The 21061-nt window shown below is 66.5% G+C and carries 12 protein-coding genes and 2 pseudogenes; 11 read left to right on the top strand and 3 right to left on the bottom strand.

Features of this window, described 5'->3' with window-relative positions; all coding sequences use genetic code 11:
* Positions 1-1006 precede the first annotated feature (1006 nt).
* From R4P95_RS32000 to R4P95_RS31980, 5 genes and pseudogenes are all read left to right on the top strand, one after another.
* Positions 1007-1777: pseudogene (locus R4P95_RS32000) on the top strand (3'(2'),5'-bisphosphate nucleotidase CysQ); the annotation flags it as partial.
* Between the two features lie 1372 nt (positions 1778-3149).
* The gene (locus R4P95_RS31995) at positions 3150-4118 is read left to right on the top strand and encodes a hypothetical protein (protein ID WP_317840524.1); all 969 of its coding nucleotides are present in this window, start codon (positions 3150-3152) and stop codon (positions 4116-4118) included.
* The gene (locus R4P95_RS31990; protein ID WP_317753895.1) at positions 4115-6067 is read left to right on the top strand and encodes a metal transporter; all 1953 of its coding nucleotides are present in this window, start codon (positions 4115-4117) and stop codon (positions 6065-6067) included. Before R4P95_RS31995 ends, R4P95_RS31990 begins: the two co-directional genes overlap by 4 nt.
* A gap of 613 nt (positions 6068-6680) precedes the next feature.
* The gene (locus R4P95_RS31985) at positions 6681-7208 is read left to right on the top strand and encodes a DUF6328 family protein (RefSeq protein WP_317747781.1); all 528 of its coding nucleotides are present in this window, start codon (positions 6681-6683) and stop codon (positions 7206-7208) included.
* 287 nt (positions 7209-7495) lie between these two features.
* On the top strand, positions 7496-8173 hold the full coding sequence (locus R4P95_RS31980) for a response regulator transcription factor (protein WP_397517780.1): 678 nt from the start codon (positions 7496-7498) through the stop codon (positions 8171-8173).
* Between the two features lie 268 nt (positions 8174-8441).
* Here the strand turns inward: R4P95_RS31980 and R4P95_RS31975 are convergent, their stop codons facing one another.
* A complete protein-coding gene (locus R4P95_RS31975) occupies positions 8442-8645 on the bottom strand; it encodes a three-helix bundle dimerization domain-containing protein (protein ID WP_317747779.1) in 204 nt (67 codons plus the stop codon).
* A 407-nt stretch (positions 8646-9052) separates the two neighbouring features.
* Positions 9053-10507 carry a CYTH and CHAD domain-containing protein gene (locus tag R4P95_RS31970; protein ID WP_317747778.1) on the bottom strand — a complete coding sequence of 485 codons (1455 nt, stop codon included), beginning with the start codon at positions 10505-10507 and terminating at the stop codon, positions 9053-9055.
* 188 nt (positions 10508-10695) lie between these two features.
* Here R4P95_RS31970 and R4P95_RS31965 point away from each other — a divergent pair, with 188 nt between their 5' ends.
* Positions 10696-11181 (top strand): serine/threonine protein kinase, encoded by a 486-nt coding sequence (locus tag R4P95_RS31965; RefSeq protein WP_317747777.1) that lies wholly within the window; start codon positions 10696-10698, stop codon positions 11179-11181.
* Between the two features lie 117 nt (positions 11182-11298).
* Here R4P95_RS31965 and R4P95_RS31960 read toward each other — a convergent pair.
* A pseudogene (locus R4P95_RS31960) lies at positions 11299-11667 on the bottom strand (arsenical pump-driving ATPase); the annotation flags it as partial.
* Between the two features lie 750 nt (positions 11668-12417).
* On the opposite strand from R4P95_RS31960, the gene R4P95_RS31955 reads away from it, so the two are divergent.
* The 5 genes from R4P95_RS31955 to R4P95_RS31935 all read left to right on the top strand — a co-directional run.
* Positions 12418-13350 (top strand): LysR family transcriptional regulator, encoded by a 933-nt coding sequence (locus R4P95_RS31955; RefSeq protein WP_317747776.1) that lies wholly within the window; start codon positions 12418-12420, stop codon positions 13348-13350.
* A gap of 80 nt (positions 13351-13430) precedes the next feature.
* On the top strand, positions 13431-15134 hold the full coding sequence (locus R4P95_RS31950; protein WP_317747775.1) for an AMP-dependent synthetase/ligase: 1704 nt from the start codon (positions 13431-13433) through the stop codon (positions 15132-15134).
* 179 nt (positions 15135-15313) lie between these two features.
* The gene (locus tag R4P95_RS31945) at positions 15314-16549 is read left to right on the top strand and encodes an NAD(P)/FAD-dependent oxidoreductase (protein WP_317747774.1); all 1236 of its coding nucleotides are present in this window, start codon (positions 15314-15316) and stop codon (positions 16547-16549) included.
* A complete protein-coding gene (locus R4P95_RS31940) occupies positions 16546-17151 on the top strand; it encodes an SGNH/GDSL hydrolase family protein (RefSeq protein WP_317747773.1) in 606 nt (201 codons plus the stop codon). Before R4P95_RS31945 ends, R4P95_RS31940 begins: the two co-directional genes overlap by 4 nt.
* A 31-nt stretch (positions 17152-17182) precedes the next feature.
* The coding region (locus tag R4P95_RS31935; protein ID WP_317753894.1) for a beta-ketoacyl synthase N-terminal-like domain-containing protein at positions 17183-21061 on the top strand (3879 nt) is incomplete at its 3' end.

The following is a 21061-nucleotide window of genomic DNA, read 5'->3' as shown; positions in this document are numbered from 1 at the left end:
AGGCCGGTCAGGTCCAGAGCACCGAGAAGAGCGCCGGAGATTGGGTGGATGATTGGGGAGCCGGCGCACGTGAACCGGTCGAGGCGCTCGGCGTAATGTTCCGCACCCCTTACCAATGCAGGTTTGTGGGTTGCGAGCGCCGTACCGATTCCGTTGGTACCCGCGAATTGTTCAGCGAAACTATATCCGGGGACGAGTAGGACGCCATCGAGCGTCTTGTACAAGAACCGACTGAGGACGATTCTGCTGAGCACCACTCCGTCAGCAGAGGTCAAGATCACGCTGACTGGTTCGTCCGCTAATCCGTCTGCTAAATGCCGCAGGACCGGCCCCGCGGCCACACCCAGCGGGTTGTCCAGATCCGGTCGACGCAGGAAGGGCGGGTCGAGGTGGTCAGCTTGCACCCTCAGCGCCTGCGATCGCCGCCACGACGTAAGAATGCTCTCCCGCACGGGACTATTGTCCTGCTGATCGGAGCACAAGAAATGTTCGCGCGCGGTCTGCGTGTCCTTGAGTGCCACCAGGGGCCGACATTCTGTCATCGTGTTCACCACCCTTACACTCCACTGAGCAACTTCCCAGCAGAATCGGGTCGAGGTTCTCTCTACACCTCCAGTATAGGTGGTGGAGCCTAGCCTCGATCGTCTCGCATGAAAGCTCCACGCACCTCAGACCAGTAGCATGACCTCCGCCCGACAGCCGATTCTGGACGTAGGCAGGGAATCCCTCACCCCCACGGGAGCTCCACATCCACCGATTGGTGTAAGCCTGCAGACAGATCATTGACGCGCAACCCTCTCCTCGGAGTCACACCATCCGGCGGCCGATAGTGGTGACGCGGAGGGGATCGATTCGGCACATCTGTTGCACGCGACGTGAGAGTGAAGATCACGAGCGTGATCGCCGTCGTTGATCCCTACGAACTTCCGGGCGAGAAACGATGGTGATGTGTCCTTTAGACGGCAATACTGTTCAGCGAACACACTGCGCAGGGAGCATCGGAACTATGACGAGTTGGTCGAGCGAAACGACGGGGAATGTGACGGACGCGAGATTGGCCGCCGGTATTGCTGTGGAGGCGGGGAACTTGCTGTTGACGCTCCGCCATGAGCGGGCCGGTTCGATCAGCGGTCGAGCGCTCGGACGGATGGGGGACGAGTTGTCAAACGCCCTACTTCTCGACAGGCTCGCTTCCTCCCGCCCCGGCGATGCGGTGCTGTCCGAGGAATCGATCGACGATAAGTCCCGGTTGAACTCTGAACGGGTGTGGATTATTGATCCGCTCGACGGCACACGTCAGTATGGGATGCCCGGGCGTGAGGATTGGGCAGTGCATGTCGCACTGTGGGATGCGGGCCGCGGGATCATCGCCGCCGCTGTCGCGCAGCCTGCTATGGGTGCGGTGTATGTCAGCGACGACACCGCCAAATACTCCCGAATGGCGACTTCGGGCCCGCTTCGAATTGTGGTTAGCGACAGCCGAATACCCGCGTTCGTCGGCACAATCGAGAATGTGCTCGACGCGCAGATCATCCAGATGGGGTCCGCTGGGGCTAAGGCGATGGCGGTACTCCGTGGCGAGGCGGATGCGTACGCGCACGCCGGTGGTCTATGGGAATGGGATTATGCAGCGCCGGTCGGTGTGGCGGAGGCGGCTGGGTTGCACTGCTCGCGTATCGACGGAAGTACGCTGCGTTACAACGAATCAGATCCCTATCTTCCCGACCTGCTAGTTTGTCGAAAGAAGGTCGCGGACCGGATCTTGTCGGCGATTGCGGGTTGATCGTCAGGCCAGATCGACTGCACCCCCTGCAGGGTCGCTAACCAGTGGCCACGTTCGGTTTGCCCCGCAGCGGCGACCCTCTGCCGTTCACGACGGGACGAAGGACAACGTTCTTCTCGACTCCACGACCATCTAGAACCGGTTCAATCTCCTAAAATTAATGGATTCTGCGCCAGCAGTTGACGCTGAACTTGCTATTCGGGCATGGATATCTTCCGTGGTTTCGTGGGACGACCTCATTCTCTGACCGCATTGCCCCGCCCAGATTCGCCCGGAGAGCAGATACTGGCGCTGCCTCATCGGTTGGCGTACCACGCGTTTCGGCCGACGCGCATGCTTCCTCGCACCGGGTCTTCTCCTTCGCTCAAGCTGGACATCCATGATCCCGACGATGTGGCGTGCGTGGGAAGGAACACCTCTAACGAACGGAGGCCAATCGGCCCGGCACCGCAACCTGTACGAACCGTCCGATTTCTGTAATTGCTTGCCTTGCTTCTGATAACAGGTCTGCGGCTGATTGAAACACGGGCATTGTCGGTTCCAGATTTGCAGCTCACATTCGGTGCCAGAGGTAGCGAGGCCTCGGCCATCAACTCTGCGTCTACCAGCAGCGCCTCATGTGATCCGACCTGGATCAATGTGGGCGGCATACCTGTGAAGGTCGCGGTCAACCGGGCAGACCCTGGCACATTCGTCGAGACCTAGCGCACTGCAATTCGGCAAGGTAACGGGCCGGCATTGAGTTCCGTTTGTCGGCGGCACAAGCGACCCGACATTGTCCAGCAACCCCATCGGCCACGGCAGATGGGATGCCCGGGCCCAGATCCTAAGCTAAGGATGGGCCACAGTGTCATCCGCAGACATTGTGACAACAGCCGCGATCGCATACTTACACCACCAAAATACCTGCGGTGAAGAGTTCCGTGTTCACGCCGAAGGCGCTCTTCTCGAGTGCCCCGGTCGTTGTCCACTACCCCGGATCCATCCTCGCCGGCCAACCCGAGATCTGAGACAGTCGCCGTCACAGGGGCGGTCGTGGGAATTTCTCCGCGACTCCGCGACCAGTCTCATCACTGGCCCGGGTTCATCCGATTCGGTCTCGCATATTTCGTAGTCCGGTGGGATGGGGTTTGTCGGTCACGCGGAGGGGCAATACCTGACCTCATGGACGGGTTTTCGGCTCCAACTGGATGGACTGTTCGCGGAAACCTTGACCCTACCGTCCCGATCGGACGAGACTTTGGTCATAGTCCGGAGACTATCCGGGAATGTGCGACGGTCTTGTTCTCCAGACGAGGGAGAGACCGCTAAGGGCGCACTGAGACCGTAATGCCCTAAGACATCGATGAGCTAAAGGAGAGGGCCCATGACGAGCATGCTGCCTCGCACGACTGCCACCAACGGAGATCTCAAGCTCGATGGCCAGGATGTGCACAAGTGGCTTATGGATCTGGGTTGGGACTCCGACACACTCCGTGGCAAGTATCCGACGAAGTACACATACGATCCCAACGCGCAGGAACAGTTCAAGCTGATCGTCCGTGACTACGCTCGGATGGAGGCTGAGAAGGATCAGCGTCAGTACGGCTCGTTGCAGGACGCACTGTCGAGGTTGGAAGCGGGCCGACGGGTCGAACCCCGATGGGGCGAGATGATGAAACTCCTTTCGGGAGCATTGGAGCTCGGCGAGTACACCGCGATGTGCGGTTCTGCTGCCTTGTATGACACTACGCGGTCGCCGGAACTTCGCAATGGCTACCTGAATCAGGTCGAGGACGAAGTTCGCCACACGACCCAGGTGCAGTCGCTATCGAAGTACTTTGCCTCCCAGTACAACGACCCGGCGGGTTTCACCGATATGCGCCGTCAGCGCTACATCAACCCGTTGTATCCCCCCACCGCGCAAGCCTTCGGCGAGAACTTCGTCAATGGAGACCCTGTCTGGATCTCGCTCAACCTCCAGCTCGTTGCGGAGGCATGTTTCACGAACCCACTGATTGTGGCTATGACAGAATGGGCCGCGGCAAACGGTGACGAGGTGACCCCCACGGTCTTCTTGTCGATCCAGTCAGACGAAATGCGGCACGCTCGGAGCGGTCAAGGGCCTGTTCCGGGGCGCCGAAACCGGTCTGCGCGGAGGAGCCGGGATGGGGCTGATCTCGGTGGACAAGATCCGCGGCCGCACTTCCGATTCCGGCACACGCGCAAGGGCTGCACGTGTGAAGTCCGCCGCCACGTCCACGTCGAAGTCGAAGTCGAAGTCGAAGTCGCCATTAACGGCGGTGCCGTCGCCCGGCCACGAGTGAGCAGTTCGTCGCTTCGACCAGCGTCATGAGCCTGAGCGCATACCTCACCGGACCGGTTCTGCTGCCGGCCCGAGTAGCCAGGCGGGGCCTGCAGGCCGGCGCCTCGCTCGGCACCACGCTGGTGGACACGACCGTGACCGGCGCCGTCACCGGCGCCGCCACGGTGGCCGGCGTCGGGATGAGCCTGGCCACCGCACCCCTGCGGGGAGGCGCGGTCTCGGCGCGGGACATGGCACGGGAATTCCTCGGGGGCGCACCGTCTCGCCGATACTGGTGCGGATTCGACCGAATCTGGATGGAGGTCCGCGGGCTCGACACCCCCGAGGGTTCCCGTGTCGGCACCGCAGTCCTCGCCGCCCTGCGCGCCCTGCCCGGCGTGAGCGCAGCAGACCTCAACTACGCACTGTCCCGGGTAATCGTCACCACCGGCGAGGAGGCGCCGTCGCTGACGCGGCTCTGCGATACCGTATGCGACGCCGAAAACTTATTTCGCGCACCGGAACACGAGCGGCCGCTCGATCTACCCGGTGACGACGTCGTCCTCGCCGGACGGGTGGCAGCGCTGGTGACCACCGGAGTGGGACTGGGCGTGTCGGTGGCCGCGGCGGCCCTGCGGTTGCCGCGGCTACCCGCAGCGGTGGCCGCGGCCGTCATCTCCGCCGACTACCAGCCCCGGATCCGGCGCATCATTGACAACCGGCTCGGACCGGAGGCGACCGATGTGGTCCTCGCGACCGCCGGGGCGGCGACACTGACACTGACCCAGAACCCTGCCTCACTGGCCGTGAGCGTGTTGATCCGGGCAACGCTGACGGCCGAGACCTGGTCGGCCCGCCAAGCCTGGCAACGGAGCGAACCGGCGCTGGCCCGCCGCGCCGGCGACGACCATCCGCCGCAGCACTCACACCGTCCGCGCACGCTCCCGGTCGGACCGGTCGAACGCCACGCCACCCGGTCCGCATTCGCTGCCCCCGCCGCCGCAGTGGTCGCCGAGGCGGCCACCGGCGATCTCGGCGTGACCGGCGCCGCGGTGATCGTCGCCGCCCCGGCCGCGACCCGCACCGCCCGGGAGTCGTTCGCCGCGACCCTCGGCCGGGGCCTGGCCGACCGACACGCAGTGCTGCCGCTGCGGCCCCAGGCGTTGCGACGCCTCGATCGGGTCGACGCCGTGGTGATCGACCCGCAGATCCTGCCACCGGCCGGGCCCGACGCAGGCGTGCTCACCTACCTCCGGCGCGCCGGTATCCACACGGTCTCCCTCCGGATCCCGGCTCTCGGCGACGGGCAGGCGATGTTCGACGAACTGCACGAGCCCGCCGACGCCCCCGACACAGCGCTGCACGACGCCGTCGAACAGCTGCAGAGCGGGGGCGCCACCGTTGCCGTGATCGCCGCGCACGCCCCGCATGCCCTCGCGGCGGCGGACGTGGGTATCGGTGTCGTCGACGACCAGGACCCGCCCTGGTACGCCGATCTGTTGGTCGGTGACCCGGCGATCGGCTGGCGGATTCTTTGTGCCGTACCGGCGGCGCGGACGGCCAGCCGCCGGGGCGTGGAACTGTCCACCGGCAGTTCACTGCTCGGTGCAGTGCTGCTGTTGACGAGCATTCCCTTCCAGGGCGCCGAACCCGTGCTCGGCGGGGCGGCCGCCGGACTGTGGATCGGTCACCGTCTGGCACGCCGCACGCTCGACGACCCGCTGGCCGAACACGAGAGCGATCACACGCGCGGCGACGACGCCCGCCGAACACTCCGCGACCGGGTCCACCGGGCCGAGCGGTTCGCCGTCGCCCTGCCAGGTGTGGGGCACCTCCCGATCCCCACCCCCGAACAGACCGCGTATCTGGCCGCGCTGACCACGCTCGCCGCACTGGGGATCCTCGAGTGGCCGGTCGCCCTGGTGATCGCTGCCGGGTACGTCGTCACCACGACCGGTCGTCGGCGCCCCGTGCGCGCGCTCGCCTCGTCCGCGGCCTGACCGGATCACCGCCGAATCCCTAAGCTGTTCAGACAGGCAGGGGTCAACTGCCCGCGCACAGTCTGCACATCGGTGTCGGCCGGACTGTCCGGCACGGTGCTGCACCAGATGTGACAAGGCGTGCTGGTAGCGAGTCGAGGCCTGCCCCGGTGTCAACACCCTCACCGGGGCAATACAGTTCGAGAGGTGATTGGCGCCGGAGCTGATCCCGTGTAGTCCCCGCACACGCAGCAGTGCACCGAATTGCCTGATGACACTTCCACGCGAGACCCGGACTGCCCTTGAAGAAGCCACGTTGCTGCACCGGTCAGCGGTCCGCCGCCGTCGAGACGAGGTGCCCGACTTCGGCTCGCTTTCGTGCCGTCGGTGTCTGATGGCAGAGTGGGCGGAACACGAACGCGGCCCGAGCGTGGCGATCGTCAACATGTCACCGAGAAGTCCTCGAATCACGGACGTGCGCCGGACCTCGTCGGCCCCGCTGGCCGGACGGGTGTATACCACCGGTACGGGGTTGGGCCCGCCCATGTGCACGGGCACTTGGAATGCGTGGGCCCGCGCCGGTGACAGCATCGCGGGGTCGGTTCCGTGCCACAAAATCGGGTAATTCCTGGGAATGGACGGCACGGATGCCCGGGACGACGCCGCATGGAATCGCCGGGTCCGGCACGAAACGGAAACTCAGCGCCTCGACCGCAACTGGAGCAACCTGCTACAGGAACTGCGTGTCGCGCAGACCGGTGTCCAACTCCTGACCGGATTCCTGCTGACCCTGCCGTTCCAGCAGCGTTTCGAGGAACTGTCCGACATTCAGGAGGTGATCTACGTCGTCACCGTCGCTCTCTCGGTCACCGCGACGATGATGCTGGTGGCACCGGTCGGGATACACCGACTGCTGTTCCGCCAGCATGCCCTTCCCACCCTCGTCGCGACCGGACAGCGACTGGCGATCGGCGGCATCGCCGTCTTGGGTTTCGCCCTCGTCGGTGTCGTCCTGTTGATCTTCGGCTTCGTGGTGAACATGCCTACCGGGGTGATCGCGGCAGCAGTGGCCATGCTGATGTTCTTCGGTTTATGGATTCTGCCGGCGCTGTGGAGCCGTCGCTCGACCGACGACGACCAGGCGCCACTTGAGACGGTGTGAGCCGAAGGTCTGCGACCTCGTATCTCGCGGGGTCGCAGTCCAGGCTTTTTCTGCCTGCCCACCGGTGGGGTGTGCGACCACCGAGCCCGCACCACCGGAGCCACGTGCGTGAGGCGCCGTCCGGGACGCCGCGTCGGGGTTTGCCGGGGTCAGGGAGCGAAGGATCCGGATCCGTGCGATCGTATCGGCGAAGCGAGGTGGCGGCACTGATGGATCCGACGAAGGCGTATCCGACGCAGCTTGCCCGTTGTGGATCGAAAACAGTCGTCTGAAGGCAATCCCAAGGAATGCGTGTGAACTCATTCAGCGTCCCAGCCTCAGCCCCTGTGTGCGTGTTGCTCATCGACGTGGCTGTAGGACAACTCCTCCTCGGCCGCGCGCGAACGGCCGGTGTCGACGCTATCGATGTGGCGGTCCTCGACCTACGGTCGCAACGTCAAGCACATGGCGCGGTACGGACTCTGAGGGCCACCCGATTCGGGGGCGCAGTCGTCGTGATCGATCAGGGTCGTTCGAGCCGTCAGCGGATCGCCGCTCTCGAGGCGGGCGCCGATGATGTCCTCGACGTGCAGGTGAGTGAGGAGGAATTCGTTGCCCGGATTCGTGCGATCCTTCGCCGCGCAAAATCCATCCCGCACCCGATGCCGCCGACCGACGTGCCGGGTCTGAACCTGAACTGGGGGTGCAGAACTGTCGAACGCCATGGATTGCGCAGGACCCTCACCCAGACGGAATTCAACCTCATGGTCGTGTTGGCCATGAATGCCGGCCGCCTGGTTCTGCGTCAGCATCTCCTCCTGATCGTGTGGGGAGTCGCCGGCGAATCGAGAACGAAAAAGGTCCTCAATACCTACATTTCCTCGCTCCGCCAGAAGTTGGCGTCGATCGGTGCGCCACACACAGTCCACACGACGAGGGGCGTGGGTTTCTCCCTGCAAGAGCGTGAGTCGAGGCTGCCCAGATAGCTGAAGATCGGCGGCTGCCGCGGAGGTCCGTCCGGGAAGATTCGTGTCGACCGGTGGAACTCCCGTCCTCACTCGATCCGGAACTCCCGACACCGTTGCCCACCACCTCGGGTGTGGTCATCGACGATTGCACGGGCCGGGCCGGGCCGGCCGGAGCCCTCAATCCTAGGGGCGGGATTGGCCGCTTGTGCGCCGGTGGGCGAACGCAGAGGCGAAGGGGCGACTTGCCCGGGTTGGTGTCGCGGCCTTGTTCAGCCGGCGGCGACGCCTACGAGAGCACCAGGTTCTGAATCTTCTCGCGGGCGGCCCGCTCGACGAGTAGGGGCACGAAGTCGCGTACCTTCCCGTTCGCGAAGTGCCCGTGCACCGAGAGCACCACCTGCTCGATGCTCTCCCGGGGAACGTCCGGATAACGCGCATCGAGTCGATCGATGACCCGTTCGACGTGGAGCTGTTCTTCATCGTTCGTCATTCAACTATCTTCTGCCCAGCTGAGCGGTGGGGGCAAACTCCATTTGACACCCCTAACTCGGTCCGGGCCATCTCCAGGGTCGCCGATCGGTACACCGAGGAACGTGACATACCAGCACTACTGCCCGCGGCGCTGCGACGACAGATCATTGCCGGGTGCGACTCGTCACCGACTCATCGCCGTCGCCGACCGACAACCGAGGCCCTGCGGTGGCGAAGTGTGAGAATGCTCATCCTGGTCAGGCACGCGCCACGCGGGCGAGAGAAAGACTGTGCCTCGCAGCGCTGGACGCCGACGGCCGGGGACTGTCGGCGTCTGCCTCGAATGTGATTCTGCACCGACCGCGCTGTCGAGGATCAACGGTGTTTTGCGGTGCCCCTTCCCGCACGCAGGGCGCTGCTGTCCGTCTAGCCGACCAATCGGGCGGCGTTCACGCGGGCCTGCCGGGCCGCCTGCTGCTCGAGTCCGTACAGCAGACCGAAGGTGAAGCCATTCTCTCCCGGCGTGGTGCCGGCGCGGGCACCGAGTCCCCGCAAGATGTCGGCGGCGACGACGCTGTCCTGGTGCTCGCCGAGCACTTCCTGCATTTTCTTGTAGGTGGCTACCTTCTTCTTCGCCTTTTTCTTCCCGAGGACGGGTTGTGCGAGTTCGGCGGCGTAGCGGGCGCGTTTGGCGGCCTTGCGTGCCCGGTGCAGTGCCGCGTCATCGGTACCGGCCGCGGCGCCGACCACACGCTTGACCGCCTTCCGCCCCGCCCGCCGGGCCCCGCGCTCGATCGACCGGCGTCCGGTCACCTCCTCAGCCAGTGGAGGACTCGTTCGCCAGGCGGTCAGAGCCGTCAGCAATTCCCGGTAGCGGTCACCGCCCAGGGCCTCCATCACCGCGGCGCGATGATGGAGTTGTTCGGCGAGTAGATCGTTTTCGATCCGGGCCGCCACCGGCCCCAGCACCAGTTCCGTCGGGAGGGCCGCGACCGCGGCCGCGAACCTCTCCCGTTGCACCTGCCGGTCCCGGACCTGACCGAGCAGTCCGGCGTACCAAGACAACTCGGCATCGAGCCAGTCCCGTGCTGCCGGGTCGAACATGCCGCTGTACACACGCAGGGTGCTGCGCAATCGCCGGATGCCGACGCGGGTCGGATGGATCGGGTCGCGGCCACCCCGCAGTGCCACATCACCTGCGATGATCGCCTGCACCTGTGCATCGAGGTACTCGAGCAACACCGCCCGCGCGGTGCGGTCCGCGTCCGGAGCGGTCGCCTGGTGGTCGGCCGACAGTGCCCGATCCAGTTTCGATCGGCGGTGCGAGGGATGTGCGTCGCCGCGGCTGAGACGTTTACCGATGCGTTTGAGCAGTTTTTCGTCACCGGCCTCACCGAGTTCGACCTCGACCTCACGCCACACGGTGGCCTGGGCGCTCTCCCCGAGTGCGGTTGCCTGAACCCGGTCATCGGCCACCTCGGCCAACAGGGTGCCGTGATGGTCGTAGAGGCGGTGCGCGCTCCGGACGGTCGAGATCATCGCCACCGGGTGCAAGGATTTGCCAAGAGTCACGCCCGCGGCCAACTCGGCCAGCTCGGCAGGGATGCTGTCCCCGTTGCTGGGAGGAAGCCGGAGCTCGGTGCGGGCCTTGTCCGCCGGGACCTTCAGGTGCCAGCCGGCGTCGGAGCCCCCGGACCGGCGGCGGAGCGTTACATGGTGACGGAACAGATCCTGATCCGCGGTGTCGTAGTAGACGCTGTCCAGGTTGATCGTCGCCTGCTCGATGCGGCCGTCGGCGGGTAGCATTCTCGCGAGATCCGGGACCGCGAAATCCAGACCTACCTCGTACTTGTCTTCTCTCTCACGCTGCGCCTCGAGCATAATTCGATCACACCTCACCACGTTTCGACGTTCAGCACGTCGCCGGTCGAATCGATCCGGACGGCCCGACACACCTCGAGTACCCAGCCGCAGCTTAGATGAACAAACGGTGAACAACGCTGAAACTGCCACCCTTTCACGCAGGCGTGCCGTTGCCGCCGACGACGGTGAGGGGCACCATCGAGGCCGTGCGCAGACCACGCTGGCCCGAGATCGCACCGCCGTCCTGCGGCGGTGTGCGGGTGCATGGCCGGCGACTGTTAGCCGCGGACACCCATCTCACGGTCGAGCTGGTTCAGGTCGTGGCGTTCGCGTCCGGTCTCGGCGTGCACGTCGCCCTGACCGCCACCGGCAGGGCGGCCGAGCTGGCCCAATATCAGACGCGGCCCTTGACCGACCCCGCCGATGAGTCGGGCCGGTGGTCGTACCTCGAGGTGCGGGCGGGAATCGAACGTACCGTTTTCGCGGACCCGTTCCTGCCGACACCGGATGTGCAAGGCTGCGCCGGCGGGCTGTGCACCTACCGCACGGAGCCGCGGTACTGGCTCGGCGAACGACCGCCGGTGCGGGCGTTGACCATCACCGCGCAGTGGCGGCAGATCGGTCTGCCGCACACCATGGCGGTCGTCGCGCTCGCCTCGATCGACGAGGTGTCGCCCACTACCCTCGCCTGATTTTCGGCTTGTCAGCCGGGTGAGGGTTCCGTGAAGCTTCGGATCGGGGGAAACCGGGACAGGAGGCTGTCGATTCAGCCGATTCACCGTCGCCGCACGCAGGGTCACGGCGTTCGGTCAGGTGAGGCACGTGGTGGAGCCCGCGGCAAATGAGGCGAGTGAGGTCAGGGCGTCGATTCCGGTGGGTTCGGCGGCCAGCATCGGCACGACCGCACGCCGCGGATGTTCGGCGGCGATATCGCTGATTTCGTCGAGTTCGGTGGCGGCCCGCTGCTGCAGCAGCGCCGAGGTGGGCATCGCTGCGGCAATCGAGTTGTTGATCACCCAGGTCCACGGCGCAATGCCGGCGCGCTGCAGATCGGCCTGCAGGCCTTCGGCTTAGAGGCGCGGGGTGGTTTCGGCGAGCGTGACGAGCAGGATCTTCGTTTCGTGCGGGTTCTGCAGCCGCATCAGCGGGGTGGTGAAGTTCGTGTTGTCGCCCATACGCGCCAGTCCGCCAACCCTGTCGGCGGTCATCCCGGCTCCCGCGGCCTCGTCACCACTGATCGCCACACTCCCTCTGGCAGGCCGACCCCTGATATCGAAGATCGCATCGATGCTCTTGGAGTGAACGCTCGCCATGATGGAATCCGCCAACGACGATGCGTCCACGGCGCGCACTTCGGAATAGCCAGCAACGACGCGGCTTGGACCGCCTCCACGCCCGCCCGCGGGCGCGGGTTGCCCTTTCCTCGCGAACGACGAGAACGCCTCGCCCACACACGATCCAACTGTTCGCCGGGGCCGGGCAAGGCGGGGAAGATGTACGCCGACGGGTTGCCTCAGGCGGCTGTGTCCGCCCCACTTTTCGAAGTCTTCGGCTCACCGACTGGCCTAACAGAGGAGGGTGTCCGGGTGCTGCATTCCTTGTCGGGCTCGGCTCTATGACCGCACCGGCGATGATCGTGGTCGCGATCACCACTGCCGTAGATCCGTTGAGTGGCATCGTTATCGTCCCCACCGATCAGACGTAGATGTGGCTATCCATCCAGCAGCCAAGTTGCACCTTTTGCGGTGTGGCTGATGGGAACTTTGCGTGATCCTGCCGGTTACCAGAACGGGGCACACACCGACAGGGACGAGCCGTGGAGTGGTTCACGCAGTGCTCATGAGTACTGCTCGGGGTGTGTGTGCGCAGTTCACCCGGAGTTATGGCCTCCCGCTAGCGTTTCGGTCACGAGCTACCGGGGAGTGACTGTGGAATTCAGACATCTCGTCTCGTTCATCACTATTGCCGAAGAACTGCATTTCGGAAGGGCTGCAGCGCGGTTGCATCTGACCCAGCCGTCGCTGAGTGCTCATCTGCAGAAGTTGGAGAAGTCCCTGGGGGTGCAGCTGGTGGCGCGCACGTCGCACGAAGTCAAGCTGACGGCCGCGGGCCGGGGATTCGAGCCGCAGGCACGGTTGATCATCGCTCAGATGGACAAGGCCGCACAGATCGCCAAGGCGACCGCCGATGGGCGGTCGGGCACGTTGAATATCGGCTACAACATGCCCGCCAGCCGCCACGTGCTGCCGTCCGCCCTGGCCAGGATGAGCTCCGAGAACCCCGATGTCGTGGTGTCATTGTGGGAGAAGCGTACTGGTCCGCAACTCGACGAACTCGCAGACGGCGGCCTCGACGTCGCCCTGGTTTACGGTCATCCGCGGACCGCGCAATTTAGGTACCGGCGGGTCCTGCGCAACATTCCACTGGTCGCGGTCGTGGGGGAGGGGCACAGCTGGGCGGGCCGGCCCGGGGTGCCGTTCGCCGAACTGGCCGCCCAACCGTGTGTGATGTTCGCGCGCGAGCAGTGCCCGGCGATGTACGACTCGATCTTCAGTGCCGCATCGGACAGCAGGATCTCGCTCAATGTCGTTCAGATGGCGGATGATCCGGGTGCGACGGCACACATGGTGTCGGTCAAATCGCTGGTGGGATTCGCCTCCTTGCCGCGGGCCTCCTCCGGGGGCCTGCTCGCGATGGGCACGAGCTCGGTGGCGGTGAAGCTGTTCGACCCGATTCCGGTGATCGACCTGTATGCCGTGTGGCGGGCGGAGGAAATCAATCCGGCGGTGTTCTCTTTTCTCGACTGTATCGACCATTCCGGCGACACGCCGAGGATGAAAAACGGGCTCGTCGCTATTTGATTTCGGCGATAGGAATATCCGTTCGGGCATTCGTTTATTGTTCATTGCCGACCTGGGGCGGCTGCCGAACAATTATCTCCATGAACTCTGTGTCTTTTTCTGGAAATGGTGTCGCACTGCCCGAAGAATCGGGGCTGTATTCGGTGGTGGGCGGCGCCGCTGCCGCTGCACCCGAGCGGATCGCATTGTGCGCGGGGGCAGATGGTGAGCAGCTGTCCTGTGCCCGACTCGATGCCCGCACCCGGGCGTTGGCGTCCGCGTTCGTCGAACGCGGCGTCCAGGCCGGTGATCGGGTCGCGGTCCTCGGCCGGACCGGTGTCGAGTGGGCGTTGGTGGACCTCGCTGCCCTCGCCGTCGGTGCGGTGGTGGTTCCGGTGTATCCGACGTCGTCCGACACGCAGATCGCGCACATTCTGTCCGACTCCGGTGCCACCTACTTCGCGGCGGAAACCGAGCACGACGCGGCCCGGCTGACCGCGGCCGGCGCGAGAACGGTGTGGGGGTTCACCGAACTCGCCACCTGGTCGAACGGAGCCGAGGGCGGCGACCTCGACACCCGGATCGCCGCTGTCCGGGCGGACGATCACGCCATGATCGTCTACACCAGCGGCACAACAGGTCCCGCGAAGGGGTGCATCCTCACTCACCGCAACATGTTCGCCGCGGCCGCCAACACCGTCGTCCACACCGGGGACATGTTCGGCGGCGGCGAGCGCGGGCAGGCCGTGACCGTCCATGCGCTCCCACTCGCGCACGTGTTCGGGCAGACAATCCTGTTCGCCTGCCTGATCGGCGGCACCCGCATGCACCTGCTGCCGGCCATCCCCGACCTGGTGCCGGTCCTGCCCCGGGTGCGGCCAACCTTTCTCGCCCTCGTGCCCTACGCGCTCGAGAAGATCCGCAAGGCCGCCCGTGGTCTGCTGGACGCGGACGCCGAAGACGTGGCAGTGCGGCAGGGGATTGCCATCCTGCGCGGCCAGACCGCACCCGGGCAACCGGCCGGCCCCGTCGTCGACCTGCTCGGCGGGCGGCTCACCCACGTCATCTCCGGCGGCGCCTCCCTCGACACCACGACGGCCGGATTCTTCGCGGCCTTCGGCCTGCACATCCTCAACTGCTACGGGATGACCGAGACCGCGACCGCGGTCACCGTCAACGAGCCGGCCACCAACCGGCTCGAGACCGTGGGCCGTCCGATCCCCGGCACCACGGTCGCGATCGCCGACGACGGCGAGGTCCTGATCAAGGGCGCCAACGTGACCCCCGGGTACTGGGGGGCCGCCGCCGACAAGACCCCGACCGACCGCGACGGGTGGCTGCACACCGGCGACATCGGGGAACTCGACACCGACGGCTACCTCCGGATCACCGGACGTCGCAAGGAAATCCTCGTCACCAGCGGCGGAAAGAACGTCGCCCCCACACCTCTGGAAGACCGGCTCCGGCTGCACCCCTTGTTGAGCAACTGCATCGTCCTCGGTGACGGCCGCGCCTTCATCTGCGCCCTGCTCACCCTCGATGCCGACCGCTGGGCGGCCTGGCGGCAGGCCGCCGGCGCATCGGCCGACCGGGATGATCCCCGCCTGCGGCACGAGTTGCAGGTCGCCGTCGACGATGCCAATACCCTCGTCTCCCGCGCCGAGTCGATCCGCGAATTCCGTGTCGTCGATGGTGACTTCACCGTCGAGGCCGGACTGTTGACCTCATCGCTGAAATTACGCCGGGCCGCCATCGAAAACGCCTACCTGACCGACATCGGTGACATGTATACGGCGAGAGTGTGAATTCGACCTTCCTTGAAGTCGAATTTGCCGTGAAGAAATTCGAATTATTTTCCCGTCAATAGTCACCGGCGATCGCCCGATCATTTACCGGTTCGGGAATAGAGGAACGGTAAGAGCCGAAGGATACTCGTTCCCAGACGCAGGTGACCACGAAACGCGAATACAGGAGAACCGTGAAAATGTATGACGTCATTGTTGTCGGCGCCCGGGTGGCCGGTTCACCGCTGGCGATGCTCCTCGCCCGCAAGGGATACCGGGTGCTCGCGGTGGACCGCGCCAGCTTCCCCAGCGACACCGTCTCCACCCACTACATCCACCAGGCCGGCCTGTCCCGCCTGAAGGACTGGGGCCTGCTGGAGAAGGTCATCGCCACCGGCTGCCCTCCGATCCGGCACCTGAACTTCTCCTACACCGACATCGCCCTCGACGGCTTCGCCGATCCCATCGACGGCATCGACGCCGTGTACTGCCCCCGCCGCACGGTCTTGGACAAGATCCTCATCGAGGCCGCCGCAGCGGCGGGAGTCGAGGTGATCGAACGGTTCACGGTCACCGACCTGGTCGAACACGACGGCCGCGTCGTCGGCATCCGCGGCACCGAGGGCGATGGGACGGCACTGGAATTCCGCGCCCCCATCGTCATCGGCGCGGACGGGGCGAACTCGATCGTCGCATCGAAGGTCGGCGCCGACACCTACCGTGGGGCACCGGGCGGATGCTTCGTCTACTACTCCTACTACTCGGGCATCGACTGGGGCATGCACCACCGCACCGGATTCGGCCGTCAGCAGTTCGCGTCCTGGCCCACCAACGACGGCCTGAGCCTGGTCGCCGTGATGCGGCCCCGCGAAAAGTTCCGGGACTTTAGGGCCGATCCCGACGCCAGCGTGAACGAGATCGTCGACGCCATCGACCCGAAGTACGGAGAAGACCTCCGGAACAACGGAACCCGTGAAGAACAGTTCCGGCCCATGCTGTACCCGGACAATTACTACCGGCAGTCCTTCGGCCCGGGCTGGGCACTGGTCGGCGACGCCGGCTACCACAAGGACCCCTTCACCGGGTGGGGCATCACCGACGCCTTCAAGTACGCCGAGCTGCTGTCGGAGCGGATCGACGACGGCCTCAGCGGCCGCCGCCCGATGGACGAGGCCCTCGCCGACTACCAGCGCACCCGCGACGAGCAGAGCGCCGGCACCTACGAGTTGACCCTGAGCATCTCCGAACTCACCCTGACCCCCTACTACGACTCGGTGTTCCGTGCCGCCGCCAAGAGCCCGGCCTACACCAGAAAATTCTTCGGGCTCATCGCCGGCGGCCTCCCGGGCGAGGAGTTCTTCGCACCGCAGAACCTCGCCGACCTCTACGCGGAGGTTGACCTGCCCGAATCCGACCGACACCTGACCCCGGCATGAGCGGCCACACACTGACCGTCCTCGGCGACAGTTTCGTCGAGGGCCGCGGTGACCCGGCCCCACACGGCGGTTACCGCGGCTGGGCGCCGCGGCTGGCCACCCAGCTCGGATTGCGCGCGAGTAAGGTGCACAACTTCGGCATCCACGGCGCCACCACCACCGATGTCATCGCCACCCAACTGACCCCGGCCCTGACCACGAAGGCACCGCTCGTCGGTGTCGTCGTCGGCGTCAACGACCTCGTCAGCGACTACGACGAGGCGCGTTTCGCCCGCAACCTGCGCACCATCTTCACCGCCCTCGAAGACACCGGCGCGACAGTACTCACCGCCACCTACCCCGACATCCCCGCCCGCCTCCCGGTCCCGGACAACTTCAAGACCCTGCTGCGCACGCGGTTCACCGAAGCCAACCACGCACTCGCCGACGTCACCGCGCACACCGGCACCCTGCTGCTCGACCTTGCCGCAGCACCCGAGTGGGGCCGCGACGAGCTGTGGACCTCGGACGGGCTGCACCCGAGCCCCACCGGTCACCGCCACTTCGCGGCCGCCGCAGCCGAGCTGATCGCGCACGCCACCGCCACCACCATCGCCGCCTGAGCGGCCCCACCCGCACCTCGAGAGGACCCTCGTGACCGCCGAAACCCCCGATCGGCTCGACGACCGACGACTGGCACGGAACCCGATCGCCATCGTCGGCATGTCCGGACTGTTCCCGAAGGCCCGCAACCACCGCGAATACTGGCAGAACATCGTCGACGGCATCGACTGCACCGAGGACGTCCCCGAGTCCCGCTGGAGCCTGGACGACTACTACGACGAGGACCGCACCGCACCGGACAAGACGTACTCCCGCCGCGGCGCCTTCCTCCCCGACATCGACTTCGACCCCCTCGAATTCGGGTTGCCACCCAACCAGCTCGACGTCACCAGCACCATGCAGACGCTGAGCCTGGGCGTTGCCCGCGACCTGCTCACCGATGCCGGCGCACCGGACTCGACCTGGTACGACCCGTCCCGGACCGGTGTCGTGCTCGGCACCACCGGGCCGGTGCCGCTGATGCACCCGCTCGCCGCGCGCCTGTCGACCCCGGTGCTCAAAGAAGTCGCCCGTAGCTGCGGACTGTCGGACACCGACGCGAACGTCCTGGCCGACAAGTTCGTCACCGCCTTCGCACCGTGGGAGGAGAACTCGTTCCCCGGGCTGCTCGCGAACGTCGTCGCCGGCCGAATCGCGAACCGGTTCGGGCTCGGCGGCATCAACTGCACCGTCGACGCCGCCTGCGCCGCCTCACTGGCCGCGATGCGGACCGCGATCGCCGAACTGCTCGACGGCCGCGCCGACACCATGATCACCGGCGGTGTGGACACCGAGAACTCGATCTTCATCTACATGTGCTTCAGCAAGGTCGGCGCGCTGTCTCCGACCGGGCGGATCAGCCCCTTCTCCGACCAGGCGAACGGCACCCTCCTCGGTGAGGGCATCAGCATGCTCGCCCTGCGCCGCCTCGACGACGCCGAACGCGACGGCAACCGCATCTACGCGGTCATCAAGGGCCTCGGCTCCTCCAGCGACGGCCGCTCCAAGAGCATCTACGCCCCCCGCGCCGAAGGCCAGCGCGTCGCACTCGACCGCGCCTACACGGATGCGGACTGCTCACCCGCCTCGGTCGAGCTGTTCGAGGCGCACGCCACCGGCACCGCGGTCGGCGACCGCACCGAACTCACCGCCCTCGGCGGCCTGCTCGCCGACGCCAGCGACGAACCCCGCTTCGCCGCCCTCGGCAGCGTCAAGTCCCAGATCGGACACACCAAGGGTGCCGCCGGCACCGCCAGCGTCATGAAACTCGCCCTCGGCCTGTACCACCGCGTGCTGCCCGGCACCATCAACGTCGATCGACCCCACCCGGCCATCGACACCGCCGCCGCACCGTACTACGTCAACACCCGTACCCGGCCCTGGATCCGCGACCCCGAGCGTCCGGTCCGCCGGGCCGCCGCCTCGGCAATGGGATTCGGGGGCACCAACTTCCACGTCGTCCTCGAAGAACACACCAACCCGGCCGCGGACCGGCGCACCCTGCACACCGCCCCGACCGCCCACCTGTGGCACGCATCCGACGTCACAGCCCTCGCCGACCTCGTCCGTACCCAGCCCTCCCAGGACGGCGGCGAGATCCCCACCGATCACGTCCGGATCGGCTTCGTCTCCCTCGACGAGGACAACGAGACTCACCTGCGCGCACTCGCCGCCGACCAACTCGCGAAGAATCCCGACGTCGAGTCCTGGAACCACCCCGAGGGCATCTTCTACCGCGCCGCCGCACAACCCGACCTGCGGATCGGCGCCCTGTTCTCCGGCCAGGGCAGCCAGTATGTCGACATGGGAACCGCCGCAGTCATGGCCAATCCACTGGTCGCGGACACCTTCGACCGCGCCAATGCAGCGTTCGCCGGCGAGCCCCAGCGCCTCGGCGCAGTCGTGTTCCCCCCGCCGGTCTTCGACGACACCGACCGCGACGCCCAGGAAACCCTGCTGCGCCGCACCGAGTTCGCGCAGCCGGCCATCGGCGCGCTGTCCGCCGGACAATTCCGCGCCCTCACCGAGCTGGGCTTCACCGCCGACTGCTACCTCGGTCACAGCTTCGGGGAGCTGACCGCGCTGTGGGCGGCCGGGTCCCTGACCACCGATGACTTCTTCACCCTGGCCCGAGCCCGCGGCCGGGCGATGGCACCGCAGCCCGGCGCCGAGACCGGCACGATGCTCGCCGTCGCCGCCGCCCGCGACGACGTCGACGCCCTGATCGCCGACCTGGACGACGTGTGGGTGTGCAACCACAACGCCCCCGATCAGATCGTCGTCGGCGGTGGCACCGAGGCGGTCGCGGCGTTGGCCCGCACCTGCGCCGACCGCGGCGTTCCCACCCGCGAGCTGCCGGTGTCGGCGGCCTTCCACACCCCGTACGTCGGGCATGCCGTCGCCGCCTTCGAACCCGCCGTCGCCGAGGTGCGGATCGGTGAACCCGCCGCACCGGTATACGCGAATTCACCCGGCGCCCACTACGGGTCGGACATCGACACCAACCGCGCCGCCCTGGTCGGGCAGCTCCTGCAGCCGGTCGAGTTCGTCACCGGACTCGAACGCATGCGTCAGGACGGGTGCACGGTCTTCGTCGAATTCGGTCCCAAGCAGGTCCTGACCTCCCTGGTGCGCCGCACCCTCGGTGACGACGACGTCGTCGCCATCGCCACCGACGGCGGACCGCTCGGCGACAGCGATCTCAGCCTCAAGCGGGCCGCGGTCCAGCTCGCCGTGCTCGGGCTCGCCCTCGACGGCATCAACCGCTACCGCGACCTTCCTCCGGCACCGGTCGAGCGTCGCGGAATGAGCGTGAGTTTGTCTGCCCCGGAATACATTCCCGAGGAGCGGCGCCGCGCCTACGCCGACGCGCTCGCGGACGGCTACCAGGTCGCAGCGGTCACCGCGCCGGCCGCATCCACCCTGGAACCGGCCGCCACGCAGCCCGCCCCGATCCCGCTGGCGTCGCCCACTGTCACCGCGACCCCTCTGCCTATCCAAGTAACGGAGAACACCGTGTCGCATCCCGCGGGCCCGTGCACCGGCCTCGATACCGCACTGTCGCAGCACGTGGCCACCCACAACGATTACCTCGACGGCCAACTCGAACTCGCCCGGGAACTGGCCCGCGCCCTGAACACCGCTCAGCTCGACGACGGGATGGTTCGCGCGATCGAGGCCGTCAAGGATCACGGGGTGGCCATCAGCCACACCCACGCCCGCGCCACCGAGATCCTGGGCCACCTGGCCGAACTCGACACCCCCGCCGCCGCGGGCACCACCGTCGCGGTGTCCTCGAGGGCCGACCTCCCGGCGTCGCCGCCGCGCCCGGCACTGCAGCCGGCATCGGCCCCCACGCCGACGACCCCTGCCCCAGCACCGATCCCGGCCCCGGTCTCCGCGCCCACCCCGGCCGCGATACCGTCGGCGGCGCCGACCGCACCGGCGACCCCCACCGCACCGCCCGCCACCGACATACCCGCCCCCCAGCCCGCAGCCTTCGATGCCGTCGCGTTGCGGACCGCGTTGCAGGAGGTGGTGGCGGACAAGACCGGTTACCCGATGGAGATGGTCGATCCGTCGATGGACCTCGAGGCGGATCTGGGGGTCGACTCGATCAAGCGGGTGCAGGTGCTCGGGGCGGTGCAGGAGCGGTTCCCGCACCTGCCGAGCCTGGGCCCGGAGCAACTCGGCACGCTGCGCACCCTGGACCAGATCGTCGAGATCCTCGCGGACAATCCGGCCCCGGCCACCGCCATACCCACTCCGACGAATCCACCGTCCGGCGGCGTCGATGCTGCCGCGTTGCGGACCGCGTTGCAGGAGGTGGTGGCGGACAAGACCGGTTACCCGGTGGAGATGGTCGATCCGTCGATGGACCTCGAGGCGGATCTGGGGGTCGACTCGATCAAGCGGGTGCAGGTGCTCGGG

The sequence above is a fragment of the Rhodococcus sp. IEGM 27 genome (assembly GCF_033142305.1).
In the GTDB taxonomy this organism is placed as follows: Bacteria; Actinomycetota; Actinomycetes; order Mycobacteriales; family Mycobacteriaceae; genus Rhodococcus_F; species Rhodococcus_F oxybenzonivorans.
This window is presented reverse-complemented; position numbering and strand designations above follow the sequence as displayed.

Coding starts and splice junctions, on each gene's coding strand:
- R4P95_RS31985 (WP_317747781.1), top strand. CDS start 6,681: ATGGACGGCACGGATGCCCGGGACGACGCCGCATGGAATCGCCGGGTC.
- R4P95_RS31940 (WP_317747773.1), top strand. CDS start 16,546: ATGAGCGGCCACACACTGACCGTCCTCGGCGACAGTTTCGTCGAGGGC.
- R4P95_RS31990 (WP_317753895.1), top strand. CDS start 4,115: ATGAGCCTGAGCGCATACCTCACCGGACCGGTTCTGCTGCCGGCCCGA.
- R4P95_RS31970 (WP_317747778.1), bottom strand. CDS start 10,507: ATGCTCGAGGCGCAGCGTGAGAGAGAAGACAAGTACGAGGTAGGTCTG.
- R4P95_RS31950 (WP_317747775.1), top strand. CDS start 13,431: ATGAACTCTGTGTCTTTTTCTGGAAATGGTGTCGCACTGCCCGAAGAA.
- R4P95_RS31980 (WP_397517780.1), top strand. CDS start 7,496: ATGCGTGTGAACTCATTCAGCGTCCCAGCCTCAGCCCCTGTGTGCGTG.
- R4P95_RS31975 (WP_317747779.1), bottom strand. CDS start 8,645: ATGACGAACGATGAAGAACAGCTCCACGTCGAACGGGTCATCGATCGA.
- R4P95_RS31995 (WP_317840524.1), top strand. CDS start 3,150: ATGACGAGCATGCTGCCTCGCACGACTGCCACCAACGGAGATCTCAAG.
- R4P95_RS31945 (WP_317747774.1), top strand. CDS start 15,314: ATGTATGACGTCATTGTTGTCGGCGCCCGGGTGGCCGGTTCACCGCTG.